Source organism: Nonomuraea sp. NPDC005501, from assembly GCF_040605905.1.
Lineage (GTDB): Bacteria > Actinomycetota > Actinomycetes > Streptosporangiales > Streptosporangiaceae > Nonomuraea.
Genome location: NZ_JBEXDT010000068.1, coordinates 22,681 through 44,654 on the forward strand (window position 1 = coordinate 22,681; position 21,974 = coordinate 44,654).

The 21,974-nt window shown below is 74.7% G+C and carries 21 protein-coding genes and 1 riboswitch; of the genes, 19 read left to right on the forward strand and 2 right to left on the reverse strand.

Translation table 11 applies throughout. The annotated features are described in order from the left end of the window. The first annotated feature begins 4 nt into the window (after positions 1–4). From rpoZ to metK, 4 genes are all read left to right on the forward strand, one after another. Positions 5–274, forward strand: coding sequence for a DNA-directed RNA polymerase subunit omega (rpoZ, locus tag ABZS51_RS28560; RefSeq protein ID WP_310714360.1), 270 nt, complete (start codon positions 5–7; stop codon positions 272–274). Positions 275–282: 8 nt separating this feature from the next. Continuing rightward, complete coding sequence (gene coaBC, locus ABZS51_RS28565; RefSeq protein WP_355447156.1) at positions 283–1,617, forward strand: bifunctional phosphopantothenoylcysteine decarboxylase/phosphopantothenate--cysteine ligase CoaBC; 1,335 nt, start codon at positions 283–285, stop codon at positions 1,615–1,617. 135 nt (positions 1,618–1,752) lie between these two features. Next, complete coding sequence (locus ABZS51_RS28570; RefSeq protein ID WP_355447159.1) at positions 1,753–2,082, forward strand: hypothetical protein; 330 nt, start codon at positions 1,753–1,755, stop codon at positions 2,080–2,082. 141 nt (positions 2,083–2,223) lie between these two features. Beyond that, complete coding sequence (gene metK, locus ABZS51_RS28575; RefSeq protein ID WP_310714367.1) at positions 2,224–3,411, forward strand: methionine adenosyltransferase; 1,188 nt, start codon at positions 2,224–2,226, stop codon at positions 3,409–3,411. Positions 3,412–3,573: 162 nt separating this feature from the next. Here metK and ABZS51_RS28580 read toward each other — a convergent pair whose 3' ends face one another. Beyond that, positions 3,574–4,431, reverse strand: a complete 858-nt coding sequence (locus ABZS51_RS28580) for a helix-turn-helix transcriptional regulator (protein ID WP_355447163.1) — start codon at positions 4,429–4,431, stop codon at positions 3,574–3,576. 148 nt (positions 4,432–4,579) lie between these two features. Here ABZS51_RS28580 and ABZS51_RS28585 point away from each other — a divergent pair, with 148 nt between their 5' ends. The 9 genes from ABZS51_RS28585 (at position 4,580) to rpe (ending at position 15,909) form a co-directional block, all read left to right on the forward strand. After that, on the forward strand, positions 4,580–5,635 hold the full coding sequence (locus ABZS51_RS28585) for an aldo/keto reductase (RefSeq protein ID WP_355447166.1): 1,056 nt from the start codon (positions 4,580–4,582) through the stop codon (positions 5,633–5,635). Positions 5,636–5,654: 19 nt separating this feature from the next. After that, the gene (locus ABZS51_RS28590; protein ID WP_355447169.1) at positions 5,655–5,954 is read left to right on the forward strand and encodes a putative quinol monooxygenase; all 300 of its coding nucleotides are present in this window, start codon (positions 5,655–5,657) and stop codon (positions 5,952–5,954) included. Between the two features lie 80 nt (positions 5,955–6,034). Continuing rightward, a complete protein-coding gene (locus ABZS51_RS28595; RefSeq protein ID WP_355447172.1) occupies positions 6,035–8,266 on the forward strand; it encodes a primosomal protein N' in 2,232 nt (743 codons plus the stop codon). A 49-nt stretch (positions 8,267–8,315) separates the two neighbouring features. Next, positions 8,316–10,235: a hypothetical protein gene (locus ABZS51_RS28600; RefSeq protein ID WP_355447175.1), complete on the forward strand. Its 1,920-nt coding sequence runs from the start codon at positions 8,316–8,318 to the stop codon at positions 10,233–10,235. 71 nt (positions 10,236–10,306) lie between these two features. Continuing rightward, entirely contained in the window at positions 10,307–11,665 is a 1,359-nt protein-coding gene (locus ABZS51_RS28605; RefSeq protein ID WP_355447178.1) for a hypothetical protein, read from the forward strand. 4 nt (positions 11,666–11,669) lie between these two features. Next, the gene (def, locus tag ABZS51_RS28610; RefSeq protein WP_310714383.1) at positions 11,670–12,218 is read left to right on the forward strand and encodes a peptide deformylase; all 549 of its coding nucleotides are present in this window, start codon (positions 11,670–11,672) and stop codon (positions 12,216–12,218) included. Positions 12,219–12,222: 4 nt separating this feature from the next. Next, complete coding sequence (fmt, locus tag ABZS51_RS28615; RefSeq protein WP_355447181.1) at positions 12,223–13,152, forward strand: methionyl-tRNA formyltransferase; 930 nt, start codon at positions 12,223–12,225, stop codon at positions 13,150–13,152. A 244-nt stretch (positions 13,153–13,396) separates the two neighbouring features. After that, entirely contained in the window at positions 13,397–15,019 is a 1,623-nt protein-coding gene (locus ABZS51_RS28620) for a transcription antitermination factor NusB (protein WP_355447184.1), read from the forward strand. A 227-nt stretch (positions 15,020–15,246) separates the two neighbouring features. Beyond that, on the forward strand, positions 15,247–15,909 hold the full coding sequence (gene rpe / locus ABZS51_RS28625; RefSeq protein WP_355447187.1) for a ribulose-phosphate 3-epimerase: 663 nt from the start codon (positions 15,247–15,249) through the stop codon (positions 15,907–15,909). A gap of 91 nt (positions 15,910–16,000) precedes the next feature. Here rpe and ABZS51_RS28630 read toward each other — a convergent pair whose 3' ends face one another. After that, entirely contained in the window at positions 16,001–16,522 is a 522-nt protein-coding gene (locus ABZS51_RS28630; protein ID WP_355447190.1) for a MauE/DoxX family redox-associated membrane protein, read from the reverse strand. Positions 16,523–16,730: 208 nt separating this feature from the next. Here ABZS51_RS28630 and ABZS51_RS28635 point away from each other — a divergent pair, with 208 nt between their 5' ends. From ABZS51_RS28635 to ribH, 6 genes are all read left to right on the forward strand, one after another. Next, entirely contained in the window at positions 16,731–17,540 is an 810-nt protein-coding gene (locus tag ABZS51_RS28635; protein ID WP_355447193.1) for an oxygenase MpaB family protein, read from the forward strand. 89 nt (positions 17,541–17,629) lie between these two features. Beyond that, positions 17,630–17,760: riboswitch (FMN riboswitch) on the forward strand. A gap of 101 nt (positions 17,761–17,861) precedes the next feature. Next, positions 17,862–19,037, forward strand: a complete 1,176-nt coding sequence (ribD, locus tag ABZS51_RS28640; protein WP_355447196.1) for a bifunctional diaminohydroxyphosphoribosylaminopyrimidine deaminase/5-amino-6-(5-phosphoribosylamino)uracil reductase RibD — start codon at positions 17,862–17,864, stop codon at positions 19,035–19,037. After that, positions 19,037–19,627, forward strand: a complete 591-nt coding sequence (locus ABZS51_RS28645; protein ID WP_355447199.1) for a riboflavin synthase — start codon at positions 19,037–19,039, stop codon at positions 19,625–19,627. Before ribD ends, ABZS51_RS28645 begins: the two co-directional genes overlap by 1 nt. After that, on the forward strand, positions 19,624–20,289 hold the full coding sequence (locus ABZS51_RS28650) for a nicotinamide mononucleotide transporter family protein (RefSeq protein ID WP_310714396.1): 666 nt from the start codon (positions 19,624–19,626) through the stop codon (positions 20,287–20,289). The genes ABZS51_RS28645 and ABZS51_RS28650 overlap by 4 nt, the downstream gene beginning before the upstream one ends. Next, positions 20,286–21,503 carry a bifunctional 3,4-dihydroxy-2-butanone-4-phosphate synthase/GTP cyclohydrolase II gene (locus ABZS51_RS28655; protein ID WP_355447203.1) on the forward strand — a complete coding sequence of 406 codons (1,218 nt, stop codon included), beginning with the start codon at positions 20,286–20,288 and terminating at the stop codon, positions 21,501–21,503. The genes ABZS51_RS28650 and ABZS51_RS28655 overlap by 4 nt, the downstream gene beginning before the upstream one ends. Next, positions 21,500–21,970: a 6,7-dimethyl-8-ribityllumazine synthase gene (ribH, locus tag ABZS51_RS28660; RefSeq protein ID WP_310714401.1), complete on the forward strand. Its 471-nt coding sequence runs from the start codon at positions 21,500–21,502 to the stop codon at positions 21,968–21,970. The genes ABZS51_RS28655 and ribH overlap by 4 nt, the downstream gene beginning before the upstream one ends. Positions 21,971–21,974 lie beyond the last annotated feature (4 nt).

Genomic DNA, 21,974 nt, shown 5'->3' on the forward strand with positions numbered 1-21,974 from the left:
AATCGTGGCAGGCACGGCTCCGGTCGCCGAGGGCATCACCAACCCGCCGATCGACGCGCTGCTCGACATCGTCGACAGCAAGTACTCCCTGGTGATCATGGGCGCCAAGCGCGCTCGCCAGATCAACGCCTACTACTCGCAGCTCGGCGAGGGCCTGCTCGAGTACGTCGGCCCGCTGGTCGAGACGCACGCCCAGGAGAAGCCCCTGTCCATCGCGCTGCGCGAGGTCTCCGAGGGCCTGCTCAACGCCGAGCCCATCGAAGGCGCGGTCTGACCCCTTCGATGAAGGTCGTCCTCGGCGTCAGCGGCGGCATCGCGGCCTACAAGGCGTGTGAGCTCCTCCGGCTCTTCACCGAGTCCGGGCATGAGGTGCGGGTCGTGCCGACCCGCGAGGCGCTGCGGTTCGTGGGCGAGCCCACCTGGGCCGCCCTGTCCGGCCACCCGGTGTCGGCCGAGGTGTGGGACGACGTCCACGAGGTGCCTCACGTCCGCATCGGACAGGGCGCCGACCTCGTCGTCGTGGCGCCCGCGACCGCCGACGTGCTCGCCAGGGCCGCCCACGGGCTGGCCGGCGACCTGCTCACCAACACCCTGCTGACCGCCCGGTGCCCCGTGGTGTTCGCCCCCGCGATGCACACCGAGATGTGGCAGCACCCCGCCACCCGCGCCAACGTCGCGACGCTGCGCGAGCGGGGCTCCATCGTGATCGACCCGGCCGTGGGCCGGCTCACCGGCGCCGACACCGGCCCCGGCCGCCTGCCAGACCCGGCCGAGATCTTCCAGGTGTGCCTGCGCGTGCTGCGCGGCCGCCCCCGCGACCTGGCGGGGCGCAAGGTGGTGATCTCCGCCGGCGGCACCCGCGAGGCCATCGACCCGGTCCGCTACATCGGCAACCGCTCCTCCGGCCTTCAGGGCTACGCCCTCGCCCGCACGGCCGCCGCCCGGGGCGCCGAGGTCACCGTGGTCGCCGCCAACGTCTCCCTGCCCGACCCCGCGGGCGCCACGGTGGTGCGGGTGGAGTCCACCGCCGAGCTGCGCGACGCCGTGCTCGACGCCGCACCCGCCGCAGACGTGGTGGTCATGGCGGCGGCGGTCGCCGACTTCCGGCCCGCCGCCCCCCACGACTCCAAGATCAAGAAAACGGACGGGGAGCCGGAGCCGATCGCGCTGGTCAAGAACCCCGACATCCTGGCCGAGCTGGGCGAGCTGCGCCGCTCGGCCGCCGGATCCACCCCGGCCACCGTGGGCGCCGTCACGGGGGCTGTCACCGGCACCGTGACGGGCTCCGCGACCGACACCGTCGCCGGCGCCAGGACCGGGGCCGTCACGGGGGCCCCCGCCGGAGCCGGGCCGGGGGAGCGCCCGCCGTACCCTGCGGTGATCGTCGGGTTCGCCGCCGAGACCCACGACGTGCTCGCCAACGGCCAGGCCAAGCTCGCCCGCAAGGGCTGCGACCTGCTCGTCGTCAACCAGGTCGGCCCGGGCCTCGCCTTCGGCACCCCCGACAACGCGGCCGTGGTCCTGGTCGCCGGGGGAGACCCGGTCGAGGTGCCGCGCGGGCCCAAGGAGGACGTCGCCGACGCCGTCTGGGACCTGGTCGCCGCCCGCCTCGCCTGACCCCGTCCAGGCGCCCTCTTCCGGACCGGTGGATTACCGGATCGGCTGTTGCTACACCCCCCGGTGCTGCGGATACTTGGCACGAAGGGGGACTCGATGCCGGTGAGCTCCGCTGTCAGGGATCGTTGCAGGACGTTGCTGGGAGACCAGGAGCAGATCCTCTACGTCTTCCCCGCGCTGTCCCTCGGCCCGCCCGGAGCCGCCAACTTCCTCATCGTCGTCACCGACAGGGCCATCTCGGTCCTCGCCACCCGCATGCTCAGGACCGACCGGCCCGTGTCCGTCTACGCCGCCTTCCCCCGCCACACCCGGCTCGGGCCGATCATGCAGGCTCCCGGGCCGGTGATCGAGCTCGGGTCCATGGCCTTCGAGTTCGACGAGGAGTACGCGGCCGTCGTCGCCGCGGCCGACGCCGAGGTGTTCGCCCCCGAGACGTTGCCCCCTGACCCCTTGCCCGATCTGTAAAGTCCCTTTTTGTGAAGTCCCTGTTCGCGTGGCGGTTTCGCGACCGGACGGCCGGTAGGGCTAGACTTCGGCGAGGCCCTGGCCCGTTCAGCAGCCGGAGCCGCACATCCGTCAGCAGCCGCTGCATGAGGAGCCACTGAGTTGTCACGCCGCCTGTTCACCTCGGAGTCGGTCACCGAGGGCCACCCGGACAAGATCGCTGACCAGATCAGTGACGCGATTCTCGACACCATGCTCAAGGACGACCCCAAGAGCCGGGTCGCCGTCGAGACGTTGATCACCACCGGCCAGGTCCACGTCGCGGGCGAGGTGACGACCGAGACCTACGTCGACATCCCCGGCGTCATCCGGGAGAAGATCCTGGAGATCGGCTACGACGCCTCCCACAAGGGCTTCGACGGCGCCTCGTGCGGCGTCTCGGTGTCCATCGGCGCCCAGTCGCCCGACATCGCCCAGGGCGTCGACGACGCCTACGAGCACCGTGTCAGCGGCGACGCCGACGAGCTCGACCGCCAGGGCGCCGGCGACCAGGGCCTCATGTTCGGCTACGCCTGCCGCGAGACGCCCGAGCTGATGCCGCTGCCGATCACGCTGGCCCACCGGCTCGCCAAGCGCCTGGCCGACGTGCGCAAGTCCGGCACCGTGCCCTACCTGCGTCCCGACGGCAAGACCCAGGTCACGATCGAGTACGACGGCGACCGGCCGGTCCGTCTCGACACCGTGGTGGTCTCCACGCAGCACGCGGCCGAGATCGACCTCAAGGAAATGCTGACGCCCGACATCAAGGAGCACGTGGTCGACCCCGTGCTCGCGGGCCTCGACATCGACATCGAGGGCTACCGCCTGCTCGTCAACCCGACCGGCCGCTTCGAGATCGGCGGCCCGATGGGTGACGCCGGCCTCACCGGCCGCAAGATCATCATCGACACCTACGGCGGCATGGCCCGCCACGGTGGCGGCGCCTTCTCCGGCAAGGACCCGTCCAAGGTCGACCGCTCCGCCGCCTACGCGATGCGCTGGGTCGCCAAGAACGTCGTGGCGGCCGGCCTGGCCGACCGCTGCGAGGTCCAGGTCGCCTACGCCATCGGCAAGGCCCAGCCGGTCGGCCTGTTCGTCGAGTGCTTCGGCACCGAGAAGGTGCCGGTGGAGAAGATCCAGGAGGCCGTCCTCCAGGTGTTCGACCTGCGCCCGGCCGCGATCATCCGTGACCTCGACCTGCTGCGCCCGATCTACTCCGAGACGGCCGCCTACGGCCACTTCGGCCGCGAGGGCTTCTCCTGGGAGTCCACCGACCGCGCCGAGAGCCTGCGCACCGCCGCGGGTCTCTGACCTCACCGGCTCGCCGGCCACACCGGCCCACGGCCTCCGATGCCGCGTCCCGCTCCGGCGAGACGCGGCATCCGCGCGTCCGGAGACGGCCGGGAGACGCTCCGGAGACGACCGGCATCCGCGTGTCCGGAGACGGCCGGGAGACGAGGCGGCAGCCGGGCGTCAGGGGGTGGGGACGGTCTCCCGGGCCCAGGCCGCCAGCAGCCGGAGGGCGGTCTCCGACGGCGACCCCTGCTCCACGGTGTGCGCGATCAGCGCCTGGTCGGGGTCGTCGGGGAACCGCATGGTCTCGAACCCGAGGTCCAGCCGGCCCACCACGGGATGCAGGTAGACGTACCGCCCGTGGGTCTTGTCCTTCACCCGGTGCTCCTCCCACGCCCGCCGGAACTCCGGGCTGGCGGCCGCCAGCTCGTCCAGCAGCGCCGCGGTCCGCGGGTCGTCCGGGTGGCGGGCCGCGTCGAGACGCAGGTAGGCGACCACGTCACCGGCCTTGCCCGGCCAGTCCTCGTACAGGCCGCGCATCCCCTCGTCGAGGAACACCAGCCGCGCCAGGTTGCGCTGCTCCGGCGGCAGCGCGCCGAAGTCGGTGATCAGTGCCGCGGCGAGCCGGTTCCAGGCCAGGACGTCCGTGTCGCGGCCCACGATGTACGCGGGCACGCCGTCGGCCAGGTCCAGCAGGCGGCGCAGCCCCGGCCGGACCCGCTGGGGCTGCACCGGCCCGCGCTCGCTCCCGGACCAGGGCCGCGCCAGCCGGTGGAGGTGCTCGCGCTCCACGTCGTCCAGCCGCAGGGCGCGGGCGACCGCGTCGAGCACCTCCTCGGAGAAGTGCAGGGTGCGGCCCTGCTCCAGGCGCACGTAGTGGTCCACGCTCACCCCGGCCAGCAGGGCCAGCTCCTCCCTGCGCAGCCCGGGGACGCGCCGCCGGCCCCCGTAGTCGGGCAGCCCCAGCTCCTCGGGCCGCAGCCGCGCCCGCCGGGATCGCAGGAATTCGCCCAGCTCGGCGCGTCTGTCCAGTGCCATGCGGACCAGTATCCCGGACCGCCGGCTGCCGTTGCCTGGTCACGCCGTGCCCAGGCACGCGACGGCACTGGGTAGGGCCGCGGCGGGCGGCCAGAGTGATGACCGCCGGGAGGAACCCGGCGACCTCATCACACGGGAGAACGCTCTGATGACCATCACCCACCTGCCCACCAGCCCGCTCGGCCGCACCGGCATGGACATCAGCCGGGTCGGCTTCGGCTCCTGGGCCGTCGCGGGCTCCGGCTGGCGCTTCGGCTGGGGCGCCACCGACGACGCCCAGTCCGTCGCCGCGATCCGCCACGCCCTCTCCTCCGGCGTCAACTGGATCGACACCGCCGCCGTGTACGGCCTCGGCCACTCCGAGGAGCTCGTCGGCAAGGCCGTCGCGGACCTGCCCGGGTCCGAGCGGCCGTACATCTTCACCAAGGCCGGCCTCGTGTGGGACCCGGACGACCCGCAGGCCGCGCCGCGGCGGATCATGCGCCCCGACAGCGTGCGGCGCGAGGTCGAGGACTCGCTGCGGCGCCTCGGCGTCGAGCGCATCGACCTGTACCAGGTCCACTGGCCGGACACCGGCGAGTCCCTGGAGTACGCCGGTGACGGATCCGGGGCGGTGTCGCCCAACGCCACCCCGCTGGAGGAGTACTGGCAGGTCATGGCCGACCTGAAGGCCGAGGGCAAGGTGCGGGCCATCGGCCTGTCCAACCACTCGCCGGAGCAGCTGGCGGCGGCCGAGCGGATCGCCCACGTCGACGTGATCCAGCCGCCGTTCTCGGCGATCAACCGCTCGGCGGCGGCCGAGATCGCCTGGGCGCACGCCCACGGCACCGGCGTGATCGTCTACTCGCCGCTCCAGTCGGGGCTGCTGACCGGCGCCTTCACCGCCGAGCGGGCCGCCGCGCTGCCCGCCGACGACTGGCGCTCGGCCCACCACGACTTCACCACCGGGCTGGCGGCCAACCTGCGCCTGGCCGCCGCGCTGCGGCCCGTCGCCGAGCGGCACTCCGCGACCGTGGCCGAGGTGGCGATCGCCTGGACGCTGGCGTGGCCGGGCATCACCGGGGCCATCGTGGGCGCCCGACGGGCGGACCAGGTGGACGGCTGGGTGGGCGCCGCCTCCGTGACGCTCACCCCGGCGGACCTCGACGAGATCGCCGCCGCGATCACGGCCACGGGCGCGGGCTCCGGCCCGGCCCGCCCGTGACGGTCCACGGACGGGCGGCATGCGGCTCGTCGTCGTCACCGAGTGCCTGGCCGCGCCGGGGTGGGAGGACCGGCTCCGCACCGCCCTGGAGGCGCTGATCGAGCCGTCCCTGGAAGCGCCGGGCTGCCTGGCCTACCAGCCGTACGCGGACCCGAACCGGCCCGCCCGGATGGTGGTCGTGGAGGAGTGGGAGGACGAGGGCGCGCTCGCCCGGCACCGGGACGGCGCCCCGTACCGGCACGCGTGCGACGTGCTGGACCTCGTCCTCGCCCGCCCGGTCACGGCGCGCAGGCTCGTGCCCGCCCGAAGCGGGTCCTGAGGCGACGTCGGAGCATGGGCGGCGCCGGGCGAGGTGCCGGCGTGGTCCTGCAGGTCGCGGGGTTCTGGTAGACGTAGTCCGTGACAGACTCCGACGACGCCCTGCTGCCGCTCGACGCCGTGCGGCCCGCGGTGGTGCCGTCCAAAGGGGCGCCGGTTCCCGCGCCCTCCGACCCGGTGGCCAGGGTGGCGGTGGACAACCCGCTGCCCCACCTCGACCGGCCGTTCGACTACCTGGTGCCCGCCACGATGCACGAGAGCGCGCGGCCGGGGGTGCGGGTGCGGGTGCGGTTCGCCGGCAAGCTCGTCGACGGGTTCGTGCTCGAACGGGCCGAGCGCAGCGAGCACGCCGGGCCGCTGACCGCCCTGGAGCGGGTGGTCTCGCCCGAGCGGGTGCTGACGCCGGAGATCGCGGGCCTGGCCCGGGCGGTCGCCGACCGGTACGCGGGCACGTTCGCCGACGTCCTCCGCCTGGCCGTCCCGCCCCGCCACGCCAAGGCCGAGGCGGAGGTCCCGGCCGTGCCGGGGGAGCGGGAGGGCCGCGCGGCCGAGCCCTCTGCGGCCGAGCCCACCGCGGGCGAGCCGACCACGGGCGAGCCGACCACGGGCGAGCCGACCACGGGCGAGCCCGCCACGGGCGAGTCCTCGACGGCCGCGTCGGGCGCCGGACCGTGGGACTCGTACCCGGCCGGTGCCTCCTTCCTGAAGGCGCTCACGGAGGGCCGTGCCCCGCGCGCCGTCTGGCAGGCGCTGCCCGGCGCCCGCGGGTGGGCCCCCGAGGTGGCGGAGGCCGTACGGGCCACGCTGGACGGCGGCAGGGGGGCCGTCGTGGTCGTGCCCGACGGGCGCGACGTGGCCCTGGCCGACGCCGCGCTGGCCCGCGCGCTGGAGCCCGGGGCGCACGTGGCGCTCACGGCCGACCTCGGCCCGGCCGAGCGCTACCGCCGCTGGCTGCGCCTTCTCAGGGGCCAGGCGCGGGCGGTGGTGGGCACGCGGGCGGCGATGTTCGCGCCGGTGGCCGATCTGGGCCTGGCGGTCATCTGGGACGACGGCGACGACCTGCACGCCGAACGGCTCGCCCCCTACCCGCACGCCCGCGAGGTGCTGGCGCTGCGGGCGTACCGCTCCGGCGCGGCCATGCTCGTCGGCGGCTACACCCGCACCGCCGAGGCCACCCAGCTCGTCAGCACCCGCTGGGCCCGGCCGATCGTCGCCTCCCGCCAGACCGTGCGGAGCCTCGCCCCGCGCGTACGGCCGGCCGGCGAGGACGCCGAGCTGGCCAAGGACCAGGCGGCCCGCGCGGCGCGGCTGCCCAGCCTGGCCTGGCGGGCGCTGCGCCAGGGCCTGGAGGAGGGGCCGGTGCTGGTGCAGGTGCCCCGGCGCGGCTACCTGCCGGCCGTGGCGTGCCAGCGGTGCCGCGCCCCCGCCCGCTGCGCCCTGCCCCCCACCCGTCTCGCCCCCTCGCCCGCCGGACCTGCCGGACCGGCCGGGCCCGCCGGGGAGCAGCAGGAGGCCGGGATGCTGGCCGTGGCGGGGGAGGAGCCGCTCTGCCACGGCCCCCTCGCCCTGCGCGCGGGGCACGCCGCCCCCTACTGCCGCTGGTGCGGGCGCGTCGACCCCGGCTGGCGGTGCCCCCACTGCGGCGGGGCGCGGCTGCGGGCCGTGATCGTCGGGGCCCGGCGTACCGCCGAGGAGCTCGGCCGCGCCTTCCCCTCCACGCCTGTGCGCACGTCCGGCCGTGACGGGGTGCTGGCCACCGTGCCGGCGGCGCGGGCCCTGGTCGTCGCCACGCCCGGCGCGGAGCCGGTCGCGGAGGACGGGTACGCCGCCGCGGTGCTGCTCGACGCGTGGTCGCTGCTCGGCCGGGCCGACCTGCGGGCCTCCGAGGAGGCGCTGCGCCGGTGGATGAACGCCGCCGCCCTGCTCCGTCCCGCCGCCGAGCTGGTGGTGCTGGCCGACGCCGGGCTGCCGGCCGTACAGGCGCTGCTGCGGTGGGATCCGATCACGCACGCCGAGCGCGAGCTGGCCGACCGGGCCGAGCTGGGCTTCCCGCCCGCGGTCCGCATGGCGACGCTCACGGGCGTCTCCTCCGCGGTGCGGCAGATGCTCGACGAGGTACGACTGCCCGCCGACGCGCAGGTGCTCGGCCCGGTGCCGATCGACGAGGCCGGGCAGGAGCGCGCCATGATCCGCGTGCCACGCCCGGGAGGAGCGGTACTGGCCGCGGCGCTCAAAGGGGCCAGCGGAGTGCGCGCGGCGCGTAAGGCGCCGGATGTCGTGAGGGTGAGTGTCGACCCGCTCGACCTGATTTAGGCCGTTTCCCCGATTCGCTCATCTGTAAGTCAGCCGTTAGCGTGCCTTTGTGTCGATCGAATGGGTGAACCAGGCCATCGACGACCTGCGTGCTTGGGGACGGGCGCGGGGAGTCGAGGTGGACGCGGACGAGGTCCGCCTGCTCTGCGACTACGCCAGCGACTACCTCGACGTCAACGCGCCGGGCGACTTCACCCCCGCCGCGTTCGACGAGCTGCTGCTGTCCATCTACCCGCGCAAGGTCATCACCCCGCCCGAGAGCGCCCCCCAGACCGTGGCCGCCGCCCGCACCCTGGTCGACTACCTCCAGGACACGGGCGGGGCGAGCGCCGCCGTCGCGGGGGAGATGCGCGACCGGATCGACGACATCGAGCCCAGGATGTCCGACGCGCTCGCCGACGAGTCCAACTTCGGCATGGCCAAGAGCCTGTTCAGCTCCATCGGACCCGAGTCCCTGGAGCAGTCCATCGCGATCCCCTCCGGCGAGCTGCCCGACCTGGGTGAGGCGCCCTGCGACTGCCCGGGGTGCTCGCCGCTGCCCGGCGTGCGGCTCGTCCCGCCGGAGGACCTGCTGGAGGCGCTGGAGCGCGTGCCGCTCTGGACGGCCGTGCAGGGGGGCGGGGGAGCGCGGGAGCAGTCGTACGAGGAACTGGTCGGCGAGTTGCGGCGGCACCTCGACGACGCCGAATCAGCTGACGACGCCGAATCAGATGGCGCCGGCGGCTCAGGTGACGACGGCGAATCAAGTGACGACGGCGGCTCAGGTGACGACGCGGGGGAGGTGGCGTTGGGGCGGTGGGCGCGCGTGGTGGCCTACCTCGTCGACCACGACACCCGCGGCGCCGTCACCGGCAGCGCCGAGCTGGACGAGGAGCTCTACGACCTGTTCGACATGTTGTACCGGCTGCGGACCGGGGTGCCGGTCTCCGTCATCGGCGACTACCTCCAGGAGGTCGTGGACGACGGCGACGTGGACGTTCCGGGGACGCTGGAGCGGCTGGCCTGGTGCGGGCTGATCGAGAGGGCGCCCGGCCCGCCGGGATTCCTGCCGCCCCGCGGGCCGGGAGCGGGCGGGACGCGGCCGGGCGACGGCGGAGCCGGACCGGGGGGCCGCGGGCTCGCCCCGGTCGCGGGCCGCATCGGCGCCGCCCCGCACACCGGCCCGGGCCCCCAGCGCGGCTTCGCGGGCCGGCGCGACTCAGGCGCGCCTTCGGCGCCCCACGGCGGCACGGCGGGTGGTACGGCGGGCCATGGCGGTACGGCGGGTGGTGCGGCGGGCCACGGCGGCACGGCGGGTGGTACGGCGGGCCATGGCGGTACGGCGGGCGGTACGGCGGGGCTGACGCCGCTGGCCGTGTGGGCGCTGCGTGAGCACTACCTCGCGCTCGGCGTCGACGCCCCCGAGGCGCCCGACCTGGCCGAGGCCGACGCCACCGGGCTGGTCGAGGGCCTGCTCGACGGCTTGCCCACCGAGGTGGCCGAGGACGACATCGCCCGCTGGCTCAGCCGCCGCACCCCCGGCGAGGCCGCCGCCCAGCTGCTGGCCGCCGCGTCCGGCGCGCCGGCCGTGGCCCGCGGCATCGCCGTCACCATCGTGGACCACCTGGGCGCCGAGGCCGAACCCGAGGTGCGCGCCGTCCTCGACGACACCGAGCTGCGCCCCCACGCGATCCACTGGCTCGCCTCCCGCGGCCTGCCGGCGCCCTCGCTCACCCAGGACGAGCTGCTCTGGGTCAGCGTCGACATGCTGGCGCTGGCGATGCCCGCGGCCGAGGAGGACCCCGACATCTTCGCCGAGAACATGGCCGCCTCCGGCCCGCCCGCCCACCTCATCGAGGAGATGTGGCGGGTGGACCACCCCGACGTGGTGGACGTGCTGGAGCTGCTCGGCCGTTCGATCCCCGACGGCACGGTCGCCAAGGCGGCGCGCAAGGCCGCGTTCAAGGCGCGCTCCCGGGCGATCAGATAGGACCCCCGACGGCCCGACCGGGATCACGCGATGAGTACGTCCCTGTGACTTGTGTGCAGTAAGTTTCGTGGGTGGCCAACAATGTCTTCGACCTCGCCGAGCTGCGCAAGCTGATCGATGAGCAGCCCGCCGTGCCGCCGCGCTCGCCGCAGGAGACGGCTGAGGAGCACGAGGCCCTGACGTTCCCGCCCGTGACCCTCCTCCCCGACGCGGAGCTGGCCCGGCTGGTGCCCGCCGTGCCGCTCGTGGCCGACGCCATCCGCCTCGCCGCGTGGACCGGCACCCGCCCCGTCACCCCCGAGGGGCTGCTTCCCGAGCCTGACGAGGCCGCCGCGGCCGAGACCCTCGGCGTCGAACCGGCGCGGCTGCGCCTCATCTGGATCGTCGCCGTCAACACCGGCCTGCTGCAGATCATCCGCGGCCAGGCGCTGCGCGGCCCGCTGCCGGAGCTGCTCACGGTCGAGGCGACGCTGGAGTTCTGGGACGGCGTGGTGATGGACGTCCTCGACCGCGCCGACGAGGGGCTGACCGGCTCCACCGTGGTCGACGAGCACCTCGCCGAGATGCTGGCCACCGTCTACTCCGTGCGCTCCGGCGTCGCCGTCGCCAACCTCGCGCGGGGCATCCTGCAGTCCCACGAGGTCGCCTGCCGGCCGGGCACCGTGCAGCTGCGCCGGCTGGCCGCCTCGCTGCCCGCCGAGCTGCTGGAGGCGCTGGCCCTGCTCGCGTACTGCGGCCTGGTCGAGCAGACCGACGCGGGCCGCACGGCGCTCACGCCCCTCGGGGTGTGGGCGATCCGCCGCGATCTGCTGCGCGAGGGCCACGACGCGCCGACGGCCGCCGAGGTGGAGGTGTTCGCCGACCTGTCGGCCGCCGAGCTGGTCGAGGCGCTGGTGAAGGGCGCCGCGACGCAGAGCGCCGTGGCGGGCTGGCTCGAACGCCGCCCGCCCGAGGAGGCCGCCCGCGAGCTCGTCGAGATCGCGGCGCAGGGCACGGCCGGGCAGCGCGGCGCCGTCGGCGCCATCCTGGAGGAGCTCGGCCCCGAGGCCGAGGCGCCGGTGCGCCGGGCGCTGGAGCTGCCGCTGATGCGCCGCTACGCCGCGTCCTGGCTGCACATCCGCGACCTCGACGCCCCCGCGCTGAGCGCCGACGACCACACCTGGATCGCGGTCGACTCCCTGGCGGCGCTCATGCACCTGTCCGGCCACGCCGCCGGGCGGCTCGACCCGCCCGAGCCCGGCGAGGACCTGATCCGGCTCGTCGGCGAGATGCCCGCCGTCGACCACCCCGACACGATCGCCGTCCTCGACATGCTCGCCTCCGCCCACGACGACCCCGCCGTCGTCAAGGCGGCCCGCAAAGCGGCGATGAAGGCGCGATCCCTGGAGCACACTAAACTGGGCTCACCCCACCGAAGCGAAACGGAGTGACCCCTTGGCGATCCAGTCGATCCGGCTGTTCGGAGACCCGGTGCTGCGCACCCCGGCGGCCCCTGTCGTCGACTTCGACAAGGAGCTCCGCAAGCTGGTCAAGGACCTGACCGACACGATGATGGACGCGCCGGGCGCCGGCCTGGCCGCCCCGCAGATCGGCGTCGGGCTGCGCGTGTTCACCTACTACGTGGACGACCAGCTCGGTCACCTGATCAACCCCGACCTCGACCTGTCCGCCGAGCTCGACGAGGAGGGCGAGGAGGGCTGCCTGTCCTTCCCGGGGCTGTCCTACCCGACGCCGCGCGCCGTCCGCGCCGTGGCCAAGGGCTTCGACATGCACGGCGAGCCGATCGTGCTCGAAGGCACCGACCTGATGGCCCGCTGCTTCCAGCACGAGACCGACCACCTCGACGGCATCCTGTTCATCGACCGGATGGACCCCAAGCAGCGCAAGCTCGCCATGAAGGCGATCCGCGAGGCCGAGTGGAGCGGGCTGTCCGCGCCGACGGTCAAGTTCTCCCCGCACGCCACCGGCGGAAGGGCGCTCTGAGCCGATGCGCCTGGTCTTCGCGGGCACGCCCGAGACGGCGCTGCCGTCGCTCCGCGCGCTGATCGACTCGCCGCGGCACGACGTGGTGGCGGTCGTCACCCGCCCCGACGCCCAGTCGGGCCGGGGCCGCAAGGTCCACCCCTCGCCGGTCGCCGAGCTGGCCGAGGAGGCGGGCATCCCGGTGCTCCGTCCCGCCAAGGCCGGCGACCCCGAGTTCCTGAAGCAACTGGCCGAGCTGGAGCCCGACTGCTGCCCCGTGGTGGCCTACGGCGCGCTGCTGCCGCAGTCCGCGCTCGACGTGCCGCGCCACGGCTGGATCAACCTGCACTTCTCGATCCTGCCCGCCTGGCGCGGCGCCGCCCCGGTGCAGCACGCGATCCTGCACGGCGACGAGATCACCGGCGCCTCGACGTTCCAGATCGTCAAGGAGCTGGACGCCGGGCCCGTCTACGGCGTGCTCACCGAGGAGGTGCGGCCGGACGACACCAGCGGCACGCTCCTCGACCGGCTCGCCCTGTCCGGGGCCGGGCTGCTCGCGGCCACGCTCGACGGCGTCGAGGACGGCACGCTGGAGGCCCGCCCGCAGCCGCCCGACGGGGTGAGCGTCGCCCCCAAGATCAACGTCGTGGACGCGGAGGTCGACTGGTCGGCGCCCGCCATGCGGATCGACCGGCTCGTCCGAGCCTGCACCCCCAACCCCGGCGCCTGGACGACGTTCCGCGGTCAGCGGCTCAAGCTCGGTCCGGTCGCCCTCGCGCCGTCCGCCGGCGCCCTCGCCCCGGGCGCCATCGCCGCGGGCAAGAACTCCGTCCTGGTCGGCACCGCCACCCACCCGGTCGAGCTGGACGCGGTGCAGCCGCAGGGCAAGCGGGTGATGAGCGCGGGAGAGTGGGCGCGGGGGGCACGCGTCGAGAACGGCGACCGGTTCGAGTGACCGGGCCGCACGGTGCCGGCCGACGCGGTCGGCACCGGCCGGCGCCGGGCGGCGTGACCAGGTGGCGTCGGCCGCTCGGCCTGACCGGGTCAGGTGTCCGGGCGGCGTGACCGGTCGCTTCGTACCGGTAGGCCTGAACCGGGCCGTGCGTCCGGGCCGTGTGGCCGGGCGGCGGGATCGTGAGGCATGACCGTCGCGTGAAACGTGCGGCGGGATGGATCGCAGACATGAGGGAAATCCGGGGATGAGCAGCAGCGGGGGCCGTGGGCCCGAGGACCGTGGCACGGGCCGCCAAGGCGGTCGCGGCCGGGATCGGGCCGCCGGCGGGCAGGCGCGGGCGGACAGTCCCGGCGGTGGAAGGGCCGGACGTGGGCGTGGCGGAGCCGGCAGGGCACCGCGTGACCCCGCGCGTAACGCCGCGTTCGACGTCATGCGCGCCGTCGACGAACGCGACGCGTACGCCAACCTGCTCACCCCGCGCCTGCTGCGCGAACGCGGGCTGAAGGGGCGCGACGCGGCCCTGGCCACCGAGCTGGCCTACGGCACCCTGCGCGGCCTCGGCACGTACGACGCGATCATCGCGATCTGCAGTGACCGCGCGCCCGACCCCGGCGTGCGCGACGCCCTGCGGCTGGGCGCCCATCAGCTCCTCCGGATGCGCGTCCCGCCGCACGCGGCCGTGGGCACCACGGTCGACCTGGTACGGCAGCGCATCGGCCCGGGAGCGGCCAAGTTCGTCAACGCGGTGCTGCGCAAGATCGCCTCTCGCACGCTCGAAGAATGGCTGCCGATCGTGGCGCCGGACCTCGCCGACGATCCGTCGGGCCATCTCGCGGTCGTCCACAGCCACCCGCGCTGGGTGGTCAGCGCGTTCCGCGACGCGCTCGGGGGCGAGATCGAGGAGACGGCCGAGCTGCTCGCCGCCGACAACGCCCGGCCGCTCGTCACGCTGGTGGCCCGGCCGGGGCGCTCGTCCCGGCGGGAGCTGCTCGACGCGGGCGCCGAGCCCACCCGCTACTCGCCGTACGGGGCGCACCTCACGGAGGGCGACCCGGGCCGGATCGCGGCGGTCGCCGAGACCCGCGCAGCCGTGCAGGACGAGGCCAGCCAGCTCGTCGCCCTCGCCCTGACCCGCGTACCCCTCGGCCCGGCCGGTCCGGGAACCGGGGCCGGTGAGGGGCGCGAGGAGCTGTGGCTGGACATGTGCGCCGGCCCGGGCGGCAAGGCGGGCCTCCTGGACGCCGTCGCCACGTACGGGGATCTGACCGGCGTGCCGTCGAGTGCCTCCGGTCCGGCTCATGCCGGTGCGCCCGCGGACGGCGACGGCCGGGGCGACGCGGATCACGAGCGGCAGGGGCCGGTGGCGTTCCGGGGTGGAGCGCGGCTGGTGGCGGCCGACGTGCAGCCGCACCGCTCGCGGCTCGTGTGGCAGACCACCCGGGACGCGGGCGTGATCACCGCCGACGGCACCCGGCCCGCCTGGCGGCCCGGGACGTTCGACCGCGTCATGCTCGACGCCCCCTGCACGGGGCTGGGCGCGCTGCGGCGCAGACCCGAGGCGCGGTGGCGGCGCGACCCCGCGAGCGTGGCCGAGCTGGGGCGGCTCCAGCGCGCCCTGCTGAGCACCGCCCTCGACGCGACCCGTCCGGGCGGGGTCGTCGCGTACGTCACCTGCTCCCCGCATCTGGCGGAGACCCGGGTCGTGGTCGGCGACGTGCTCGCGCGCCGCGACGACGCGGAGCGGCTCGACGCCCGCGCGTACCTGCCCGAGGTCGAGGGCCTGGGGGACGGGCCGTACGCCCAGTTCTGGCCGCACCGCCACGGCACCGACGCGATGTTCCTCGCCCTCCTCCGCAAGCGCGGGTAGCGGTCCGCGTGATCCGGTGGTGCGCGCGCGTGGGCGCGCATGCGGATGCGGGGGCGTGCCGGAGAGCGGGGCGCCCGACCCCGCCGCCGCATGCCGGAGAGCGGGGCACCCGAACCGGCGGCCGCATGCCGGAGGGCGGGCGCCCGAACCGGCGGCCGCGTGCCGGAGGGCGGGCGGCTGACCCGGAGGCCGCGCACCGGGGCCGGGTTCAATAGACTCGGCACATCATGGCCGTACAGATCTCTCCCAGCATCCTGTCCGCCGACTTCGCGCGGCTCGCCGACGAGGCAGCGGCGGTGTCCAACGCCGACTGGCTGCACGTCGACGTGATGGACAACCACTTCGTGCCCAACCTCACGCTCGGCCTGCCCGTCGTCGAGTCGCTGCGCAAGGCCACGTCCCTGCCGCTCGACTGCCACCTCATGATCGAGGACCCCGACCGGTGGGCGCCCGCCTACGCCGAGGCCGGGGCCGGGAGCGTCACCATCCACGCCGAGGCCGCGCGGGCGCCGGTGCGCACGCTGCGCCAGATCCGGTCGCTGGGCGCGCGGGCGGCGCTCGCCCTCAACCCGGGCACCGCCGTCGAGCCGTACGAGGGGCTGCTGGGCGAGATCGACATGCTGCTGCTGATGACGGTCGAGCCGGGGTTCGGGGGGCAGCAGTTCCTCGACATGGTGCTGCCGAAGATCCGCACCGCCCGCGCGCTGATCGAGCGGCACGGCGGCCAGATCTGGATCCAGGTGGACGGCGGGGTCACGAGCGAGACCATCGAGCGGGTCGCCGAGGCGGGGGCGAACGTGTTCGTCGCCGGCAGCGCCGTCTACGGGGCCAGCGACCCCTCGGCCGCCGTGGAGGCCCTGCGCGTCCAGGCCGCCGGCGTCACTCTGTGACGCGTTCGCTCCCTCTCCGGGCTGCTCCCTCTCCGGGCTGCTCCCTCTCCGGGCTGCTCCGGCTCCGGCGCAGCCCGGTCCCGAGCGTGGGTCAGGGGCCGGCGAAGAGGTCCACGAGGTCGTCGAAGGCGGCCACGAGGATGGCCCCGATCAGCCCGGCGACGCCCGCCACCACCACCCCGGCGAGCGCGGGCGACCCGGCCGGCTGCAGCAGGCCGAGCGCGGCGGCGATGATCAGCAGGCCGTTGCGGACGAGGTGACGGGCTCCGAGCGGGGCCGCGGACGCGCCGAAGCAGCGGCAGGGGGCGCGCCGTCCGCGCCGCAGCGCGACGGCGATCGCCACGGTGAACGCCGCCAGCAGCAGCAGGGCGAGTCCCAGGCCGTACGCCACGACGCCGGACACCCCCGCGACCAGTGGTACGGCCACCAGGAGCGCCACCAGCCCCTCCAACGCGGCCACCACGACCGCCAGCGGGCGGGTCAGAGCGCGGGGCACCGGGACGAGGTCGGGCAGCGAGCGGGCGAACCCGGCCAGGTCGCGTGCCTTGGACACGGCCGTGATGGCGAAGACGACGGCGATCAGCCAGGCGCATCCGACCCGCACGTACTCCACTCGCGAACCTCCACCGTCCGTCGTACGTCCATCATGGCCACCGGCCGGGAAGAACACGGCGATCATGATGATCCGGCGGTCCGGGGCCCCGGCGCAATGGCGTACGTCACATTGGTGGGTCATGAAATATGCGGAAACGCGAATCGAGCCCAGACGCGACACCGGCAAAGTGACATAAACCCACCCACACCTGGGTAACTGCTCACTTATGACGGATCACGGCCTGTTCGGCCCCCGGTCGGTGACCTGGCGCGTGATGGGGGAGCCGATCCTCCTCGTCGGCGGGCTGCGCGCGCTGCTCATGCAGGGGCTGCACCCGCGTGCCATGCGCGGTGTCCTCCAGCACTCCGCCCTCATGGACCCGGCCGAGGCGTGGTCCCGGTTCGTACGCACCACGGAGTTCGTCCGCGTCCGTACGTACGGGACGACAGCCGAGGTGGAGCGGGCCGGCCGGCGCGTCCGCAAGATCCACGCCAGCCTGACCGCGCACGACCCCGACACCGGCGAGGAGTACCGGCTCGACGAGCCCGAGGCGCTGCGGTGGGTGCACGTCGGCGAGGTGGACTCCTACCTGACGGTGGCGCGGCGCGGCGGGGTCAAGCTCAGCGACGACGAGGCCGACGCGTTCGTGGCCGAGTGGCGGCGGGCGGCCGAGGTGGTCGGCCTCGCGCCGGACACCGTCCCCGGAACGGTCGGCGAGCTGCGTGACTACATCGAGGCGCAGCGCCCCGGCCTGCGCTTCGTGCCCGAGGCGGCGCACCCGCTGCGGCTGTCGCTGAACGCCCCGCTCCCGTTCATCCTCACGCCGCTGCGCGCGGCCGTGCCCGCGCTGACGATGCTGGCGTTCGCGACGCTGCCGCGCTGGGCCCGCAGACTGTACGGCCTGCCCGCCACCCCGGTCGGCGACCTGTGGGCGACGGCCACGCTGCGCGCCCTGCACACCGGCCTCGGGCTCGTCCCCGCCCAGGTCCGCTACTCCCCGGCGGCCCGCGAGGCCCGTCGCATCATGGCCGCCTGACATTTGACCAAGCGGCCGCTTGGTTGCCATAGTGGGGGGTGCGCGCCTGCCACTTGCGGTGGCATGGCAAACTGGTACAAGAACAGAGCTAGCGTGCTCCGGGGTCGGTGAAACTCCGAACCGGCGGTTACAGTCCGCGACCCGGCCGATGCCATCGGCCGGTTGACCCGGTGAAATTCCGGGACCGACGGTCAAAGTCCGGATGGGAGGAAGCGCGCGGGTGTCCGGCGATCGCCGGGCGCCTCTGTGATGCGTACGCGCATCGCCCGATCCCCCGGGGCCCGCCATGGCCGAGAGCCGATGGCGAGGAGGAGACCCGGGGTGGAGACCAGGGCCGTGGCGGACGCCACAGATCCCGCGGCGCATGACGCCGATCCCCTGACCCGTGAGACCGGATTCATGGCGCGCGCCGTCGAGCTGGCGGCGCGCGGGCACGGCACCACCAGCCCCAACCCCGTCGTGGGCTGCGTCGTCGTCGACGCCGCCGGACGGATCGCGGGGGAGGGCTTCCACGCCCGCGCCGGCGGGCCGCACGCCGAGGTCGTCGCGCTGCGGCAGGCCGGCGAGCGGGCGCGTGGCGGCACCGCGTACGTGACGCTGGAGCCGTGCGACCACACCGGCCGCACCGGGCCGTGCAGCCGGGCGCTGCTCGACGCCGGCGTCGCCCGCGTCGTGGTCGCCGTGCCCGACCCCACGCCACGGGCGGCCGGCGGAGCGGCCCGGCTGCGGGCGAACGGCGTCGCCGTCGAGACCGGGACCCTCGCCGAGGAGGCGGAGCGGGTCAACGCCGAGTGGCTGACGTTCGCGCGCCTGGGCCGGCCGCACGTGACGTGGAAGTTCGCCGCGACCCTCGACGGGCGCTCGGCCGCCGCCGACGGCACCAGCCAGTGGATCACCTCGCCCGAGGCCCGCGCCGACGTCCACCGGCTGCGGGCGCGGGCCGACGCGATCGTGGCGGGCATCGGCACCGTCCTGGCCGACGACCCCCGCCTCACCGCCCGCCCCGCCCCCGAGGCTCCCGCCGGGAGCAGTCCGTTGCGGGTGGTGGTCGACTCCGAGGGACGCACCCCGCCGCGCGCCCGCGTGCTGGACGGCGAGGCGCCCACGCTGGTCGCCGTGGCCCCCGGCGCCCCCACCCCCTTCGAGTCCCCGGCCGCCGAGGTCCTCCGCGTCCCCCGCGACCCCGACGGCGGCCTCGACCTCGTACCGCTGCTGCGGGAGCTGGCCCGCCGCGACATCGTCAGCGTGTTCCTGGAGGGCGGCCCCACCCTGGCGGGCTCCTTCCTGCGGCACGGCCTGGTCGACCGGGTCGTGGCCTACGTCGCTCCCGCCCTCCTCGGCTCCGGCGCCGCCGCCCTGGGCGACGCGGGCGTCACCGGCATCGCCGGCATCCACCGCCTCGTCCTCGACGACGTCACCCGCGTCGGCCCCGACCTCCGCCTGACGGCCCGCACCGGGCCTTCCCTTCCCCGCACCCGCCCCCGCAAGGAGCAGTGATGTTCACCGGAATCATCGAAGAGAAGGGTGAGGTGGCCGCCCTCGTGCAGGACGGCGGCTCCGCCCGGTTGTCCGTGCGCGGCCCGCTCGTCACCTCCGACGCCTCCCACGGCGACTCCATCGCCGTCAACGGGGTCTGCCTCACGGTGGTGGAGGTCGACGGCGACGTGTTCACCGTGGACGTGATGCGGGAGTCGCTCGACCGCACCTCCCTCGGCCGGCTGCGGGAGGGCGCCGCCGTCAACCTGGAGCGGGCCGTGCGCGCCGACCAGCGCCTCGGCGGCCACATCGTGCAGGGCCACGTCGACGGCACCGCCGTGCTGCTGTCGCGCGAGCCCGGCGAGCGCTGGGACGACCTGCGCTTCTCCCTGCCCGGACCGCTCGCCCGGTACGTCGCCGAGAAGGGCTCCGTCGCCATCGACGGAATCAGCCTGACCGTCACGACGGTTGACGACGAAGACTTCGGCGTGAGCCTCATCCCCACCACGCTGAAGCTGACCACGATGGGCGAGCGCCGGGTCGGCGACCTGGTCAACATCGAGGTCGACGTGATCGCGAAGTATGTCGAAAGGCTGGTGGGCAAGCAGTGAACTGGGCAGAGGCCGGATTCACCGTGTTCGGCACCCATGTGCTCTGGACGGACCTGGTCGGCAACATCGCCGCCCTGGCCACGGTCCTGCTGGCGGTGCGCAAGTCCCTGTGGACGTGGCCGGTGCAGCTCACCGGCGCGGTGCTGCTGTTCATCGCCTCGATCAACGCCCACATCACCGGCAACGCGCTCAAGCAGGCGCTGTTCGGAGCGCTGGCGATCTACGGCTGGTGGGCGTGGCGGCGCGGCACCCAGGAGGGCGGACTGCCGGTGCGGCCCGCGACGAGCACCGAGCGCACCTGGCTCGTCGCCGTCATGCTGGTGGGCACCGCCGTGGTCGGCGTCCTGTTCTGGGTGACCGGGCTGTCGTGGGGGGCGCACGTTCCGCTGCCCAAGGGCGGTTTCCTGGTGGCCGCCGACGCCTACATCTTCGTCGGCAGCGCCGTCGCCACGTGGGCGCAGGGCAGGGCCCTGGTCGACTTCTGGATCGTGTGGGTGGCGGTCGACCTGGTGGGCGTCCCGCTGGCGTTCAGCTCGGGGCTCGTGGTGTCCGGCGCGGTGTACGGGGTGTTCTTCGTGCTCGTCCTGTACGGGTTCGTCAAGTGGCTCAGGGAGTACCGGGCCCGGGTGGCCTCCGGCGGGACCGTGGCGGTGGCGTCGTGAGCGGCATCCGGTTCGACCCGGTCGAGCGGGCCGTCGCCGACATCCGCGACGGCCGGCCGGTCGTGGTCGTGGACGACGAGAACCGCGAGAACGAGGGCGACCTGATCTTCGCGGCGGGCAGGGCCACGCCGGAGCTGTGCACGTTCACGATCCGGCACACGAGCGGGATCATCTGCGTGGCCATGGAGGGGCGCGCCCTCGACCGGCTGGGCCTGCCGCTCATGGTGTCGCAGAACAAGGAGCGCATGCGCACCGCGTACACGATCACCGTGGACGCCCGCGACGGCGTCACCACCGGCATCTCCGCGGCCGACCGGGCCAGGACCATCCGCACGCTGGCCGACTCCGCGACCGAGCCGAACGAGCTGGTCCGGCCCGGCCACATCTTCCCGCTGCGCTACAAGGACGGCGGCGTGCTGGCCCGGCGCGGCCACACCGAGGCGGCCGTGGACCTGGCCCGGCTCGCCGGGCTGTCACCGGCCGGGGCGCTGGCCGAGATCGTCAACGACGACGGCACCATGGCCAGGCTCCCGCGGCTGCGCGCCTTCGCCGACGAGCACAGCCTGGCCCTCATCTCCATCGAGCAGCTCGCCGACCACCGGCGCCGCGTCGAGAGCATGGTCACCCGGGTCGCCGAGACCAGCGTGCCCACCGCGTACGGGATGTGGCGAGCCTACGGCTACGCCAGCGCCCTCGACGGCGGCGAGCACGTCGCCCTCGTCTACGGCGACCTCGACGGCGGCGACGACGTCCTGGTCCGCGCCCACTCCGAATGCCTGACCGGCGACGTGTTCGGCTCGCTGCGCTGCGACTGCGGCCCGCAGCTCGACCACGCGATGGCCGTGATCGCCGAGGAGGGCCGCGGCGTGGTCGTCTACCTGCGCGGCCACGAGGGGCGCGGCATCGGCCTGCTCGCCAAGCTCAAGGCGTACAGCCTCCAGGACAACGGCAGCGACACCGTCGACGCCAACCTGGAGCTGGGGCTGCCGGTGGACGCCCGCGAGTTCTCCAACGCCGGGCAGATCCTGGCCGACCTCGGCGTCAAGTCGGTCCGCCTGCTCACCAACAACCCGGCCAAGCTCCGGGGCATGGACGGCTACGGCATCGAGGTGCTCGGGCGCGAGCCCATGCCGGTGGCGATGAACCCCTACAACGAGCGGTACCTCACGGCCAAGCGCGAGCGCCTCGGCCACGACATCTCGGAGGCGTCATGAGCGGAGAGGGACGTCCCGCGAGCCCGGCGGCGCCGGACGCCTCGGGGCTGACGGTCGGCGTGGTGGCCGCGAGCTGGCACGCCAAGATCACCGACCAGCTCGTGGCGCGGGCCGTGCGGGCGTGCGACGACAGCGGCGCGAGCGCCACCGTCGTCCGGGTGGCCGGGTCGCTGGAGATCCCCGTCGTGGCGCAGGCGCTGGCCCGCCGCTGCGACGCCGTCGTGGCGCTCGGCGCGGTCATCCGCGGCGAGACCGCCCACTTCGACTACGTCTGCGACTCCGTGACGTCCGGGCTGACCCGGGTCTCGCTCGACGAGAGCACCCCGGTGGGCAACGGCGTGCTCACCTGCGAGACGCTCGACCAGGCCCTCGACCGGGTCGGGCTGCCCGGCAGCAAGGAGGACAAGGGATACGAGTCGGCGGTCGCGGCGATGGAGACGGCACTCCTCCTGCGGGACCTCGCCTGAGCTG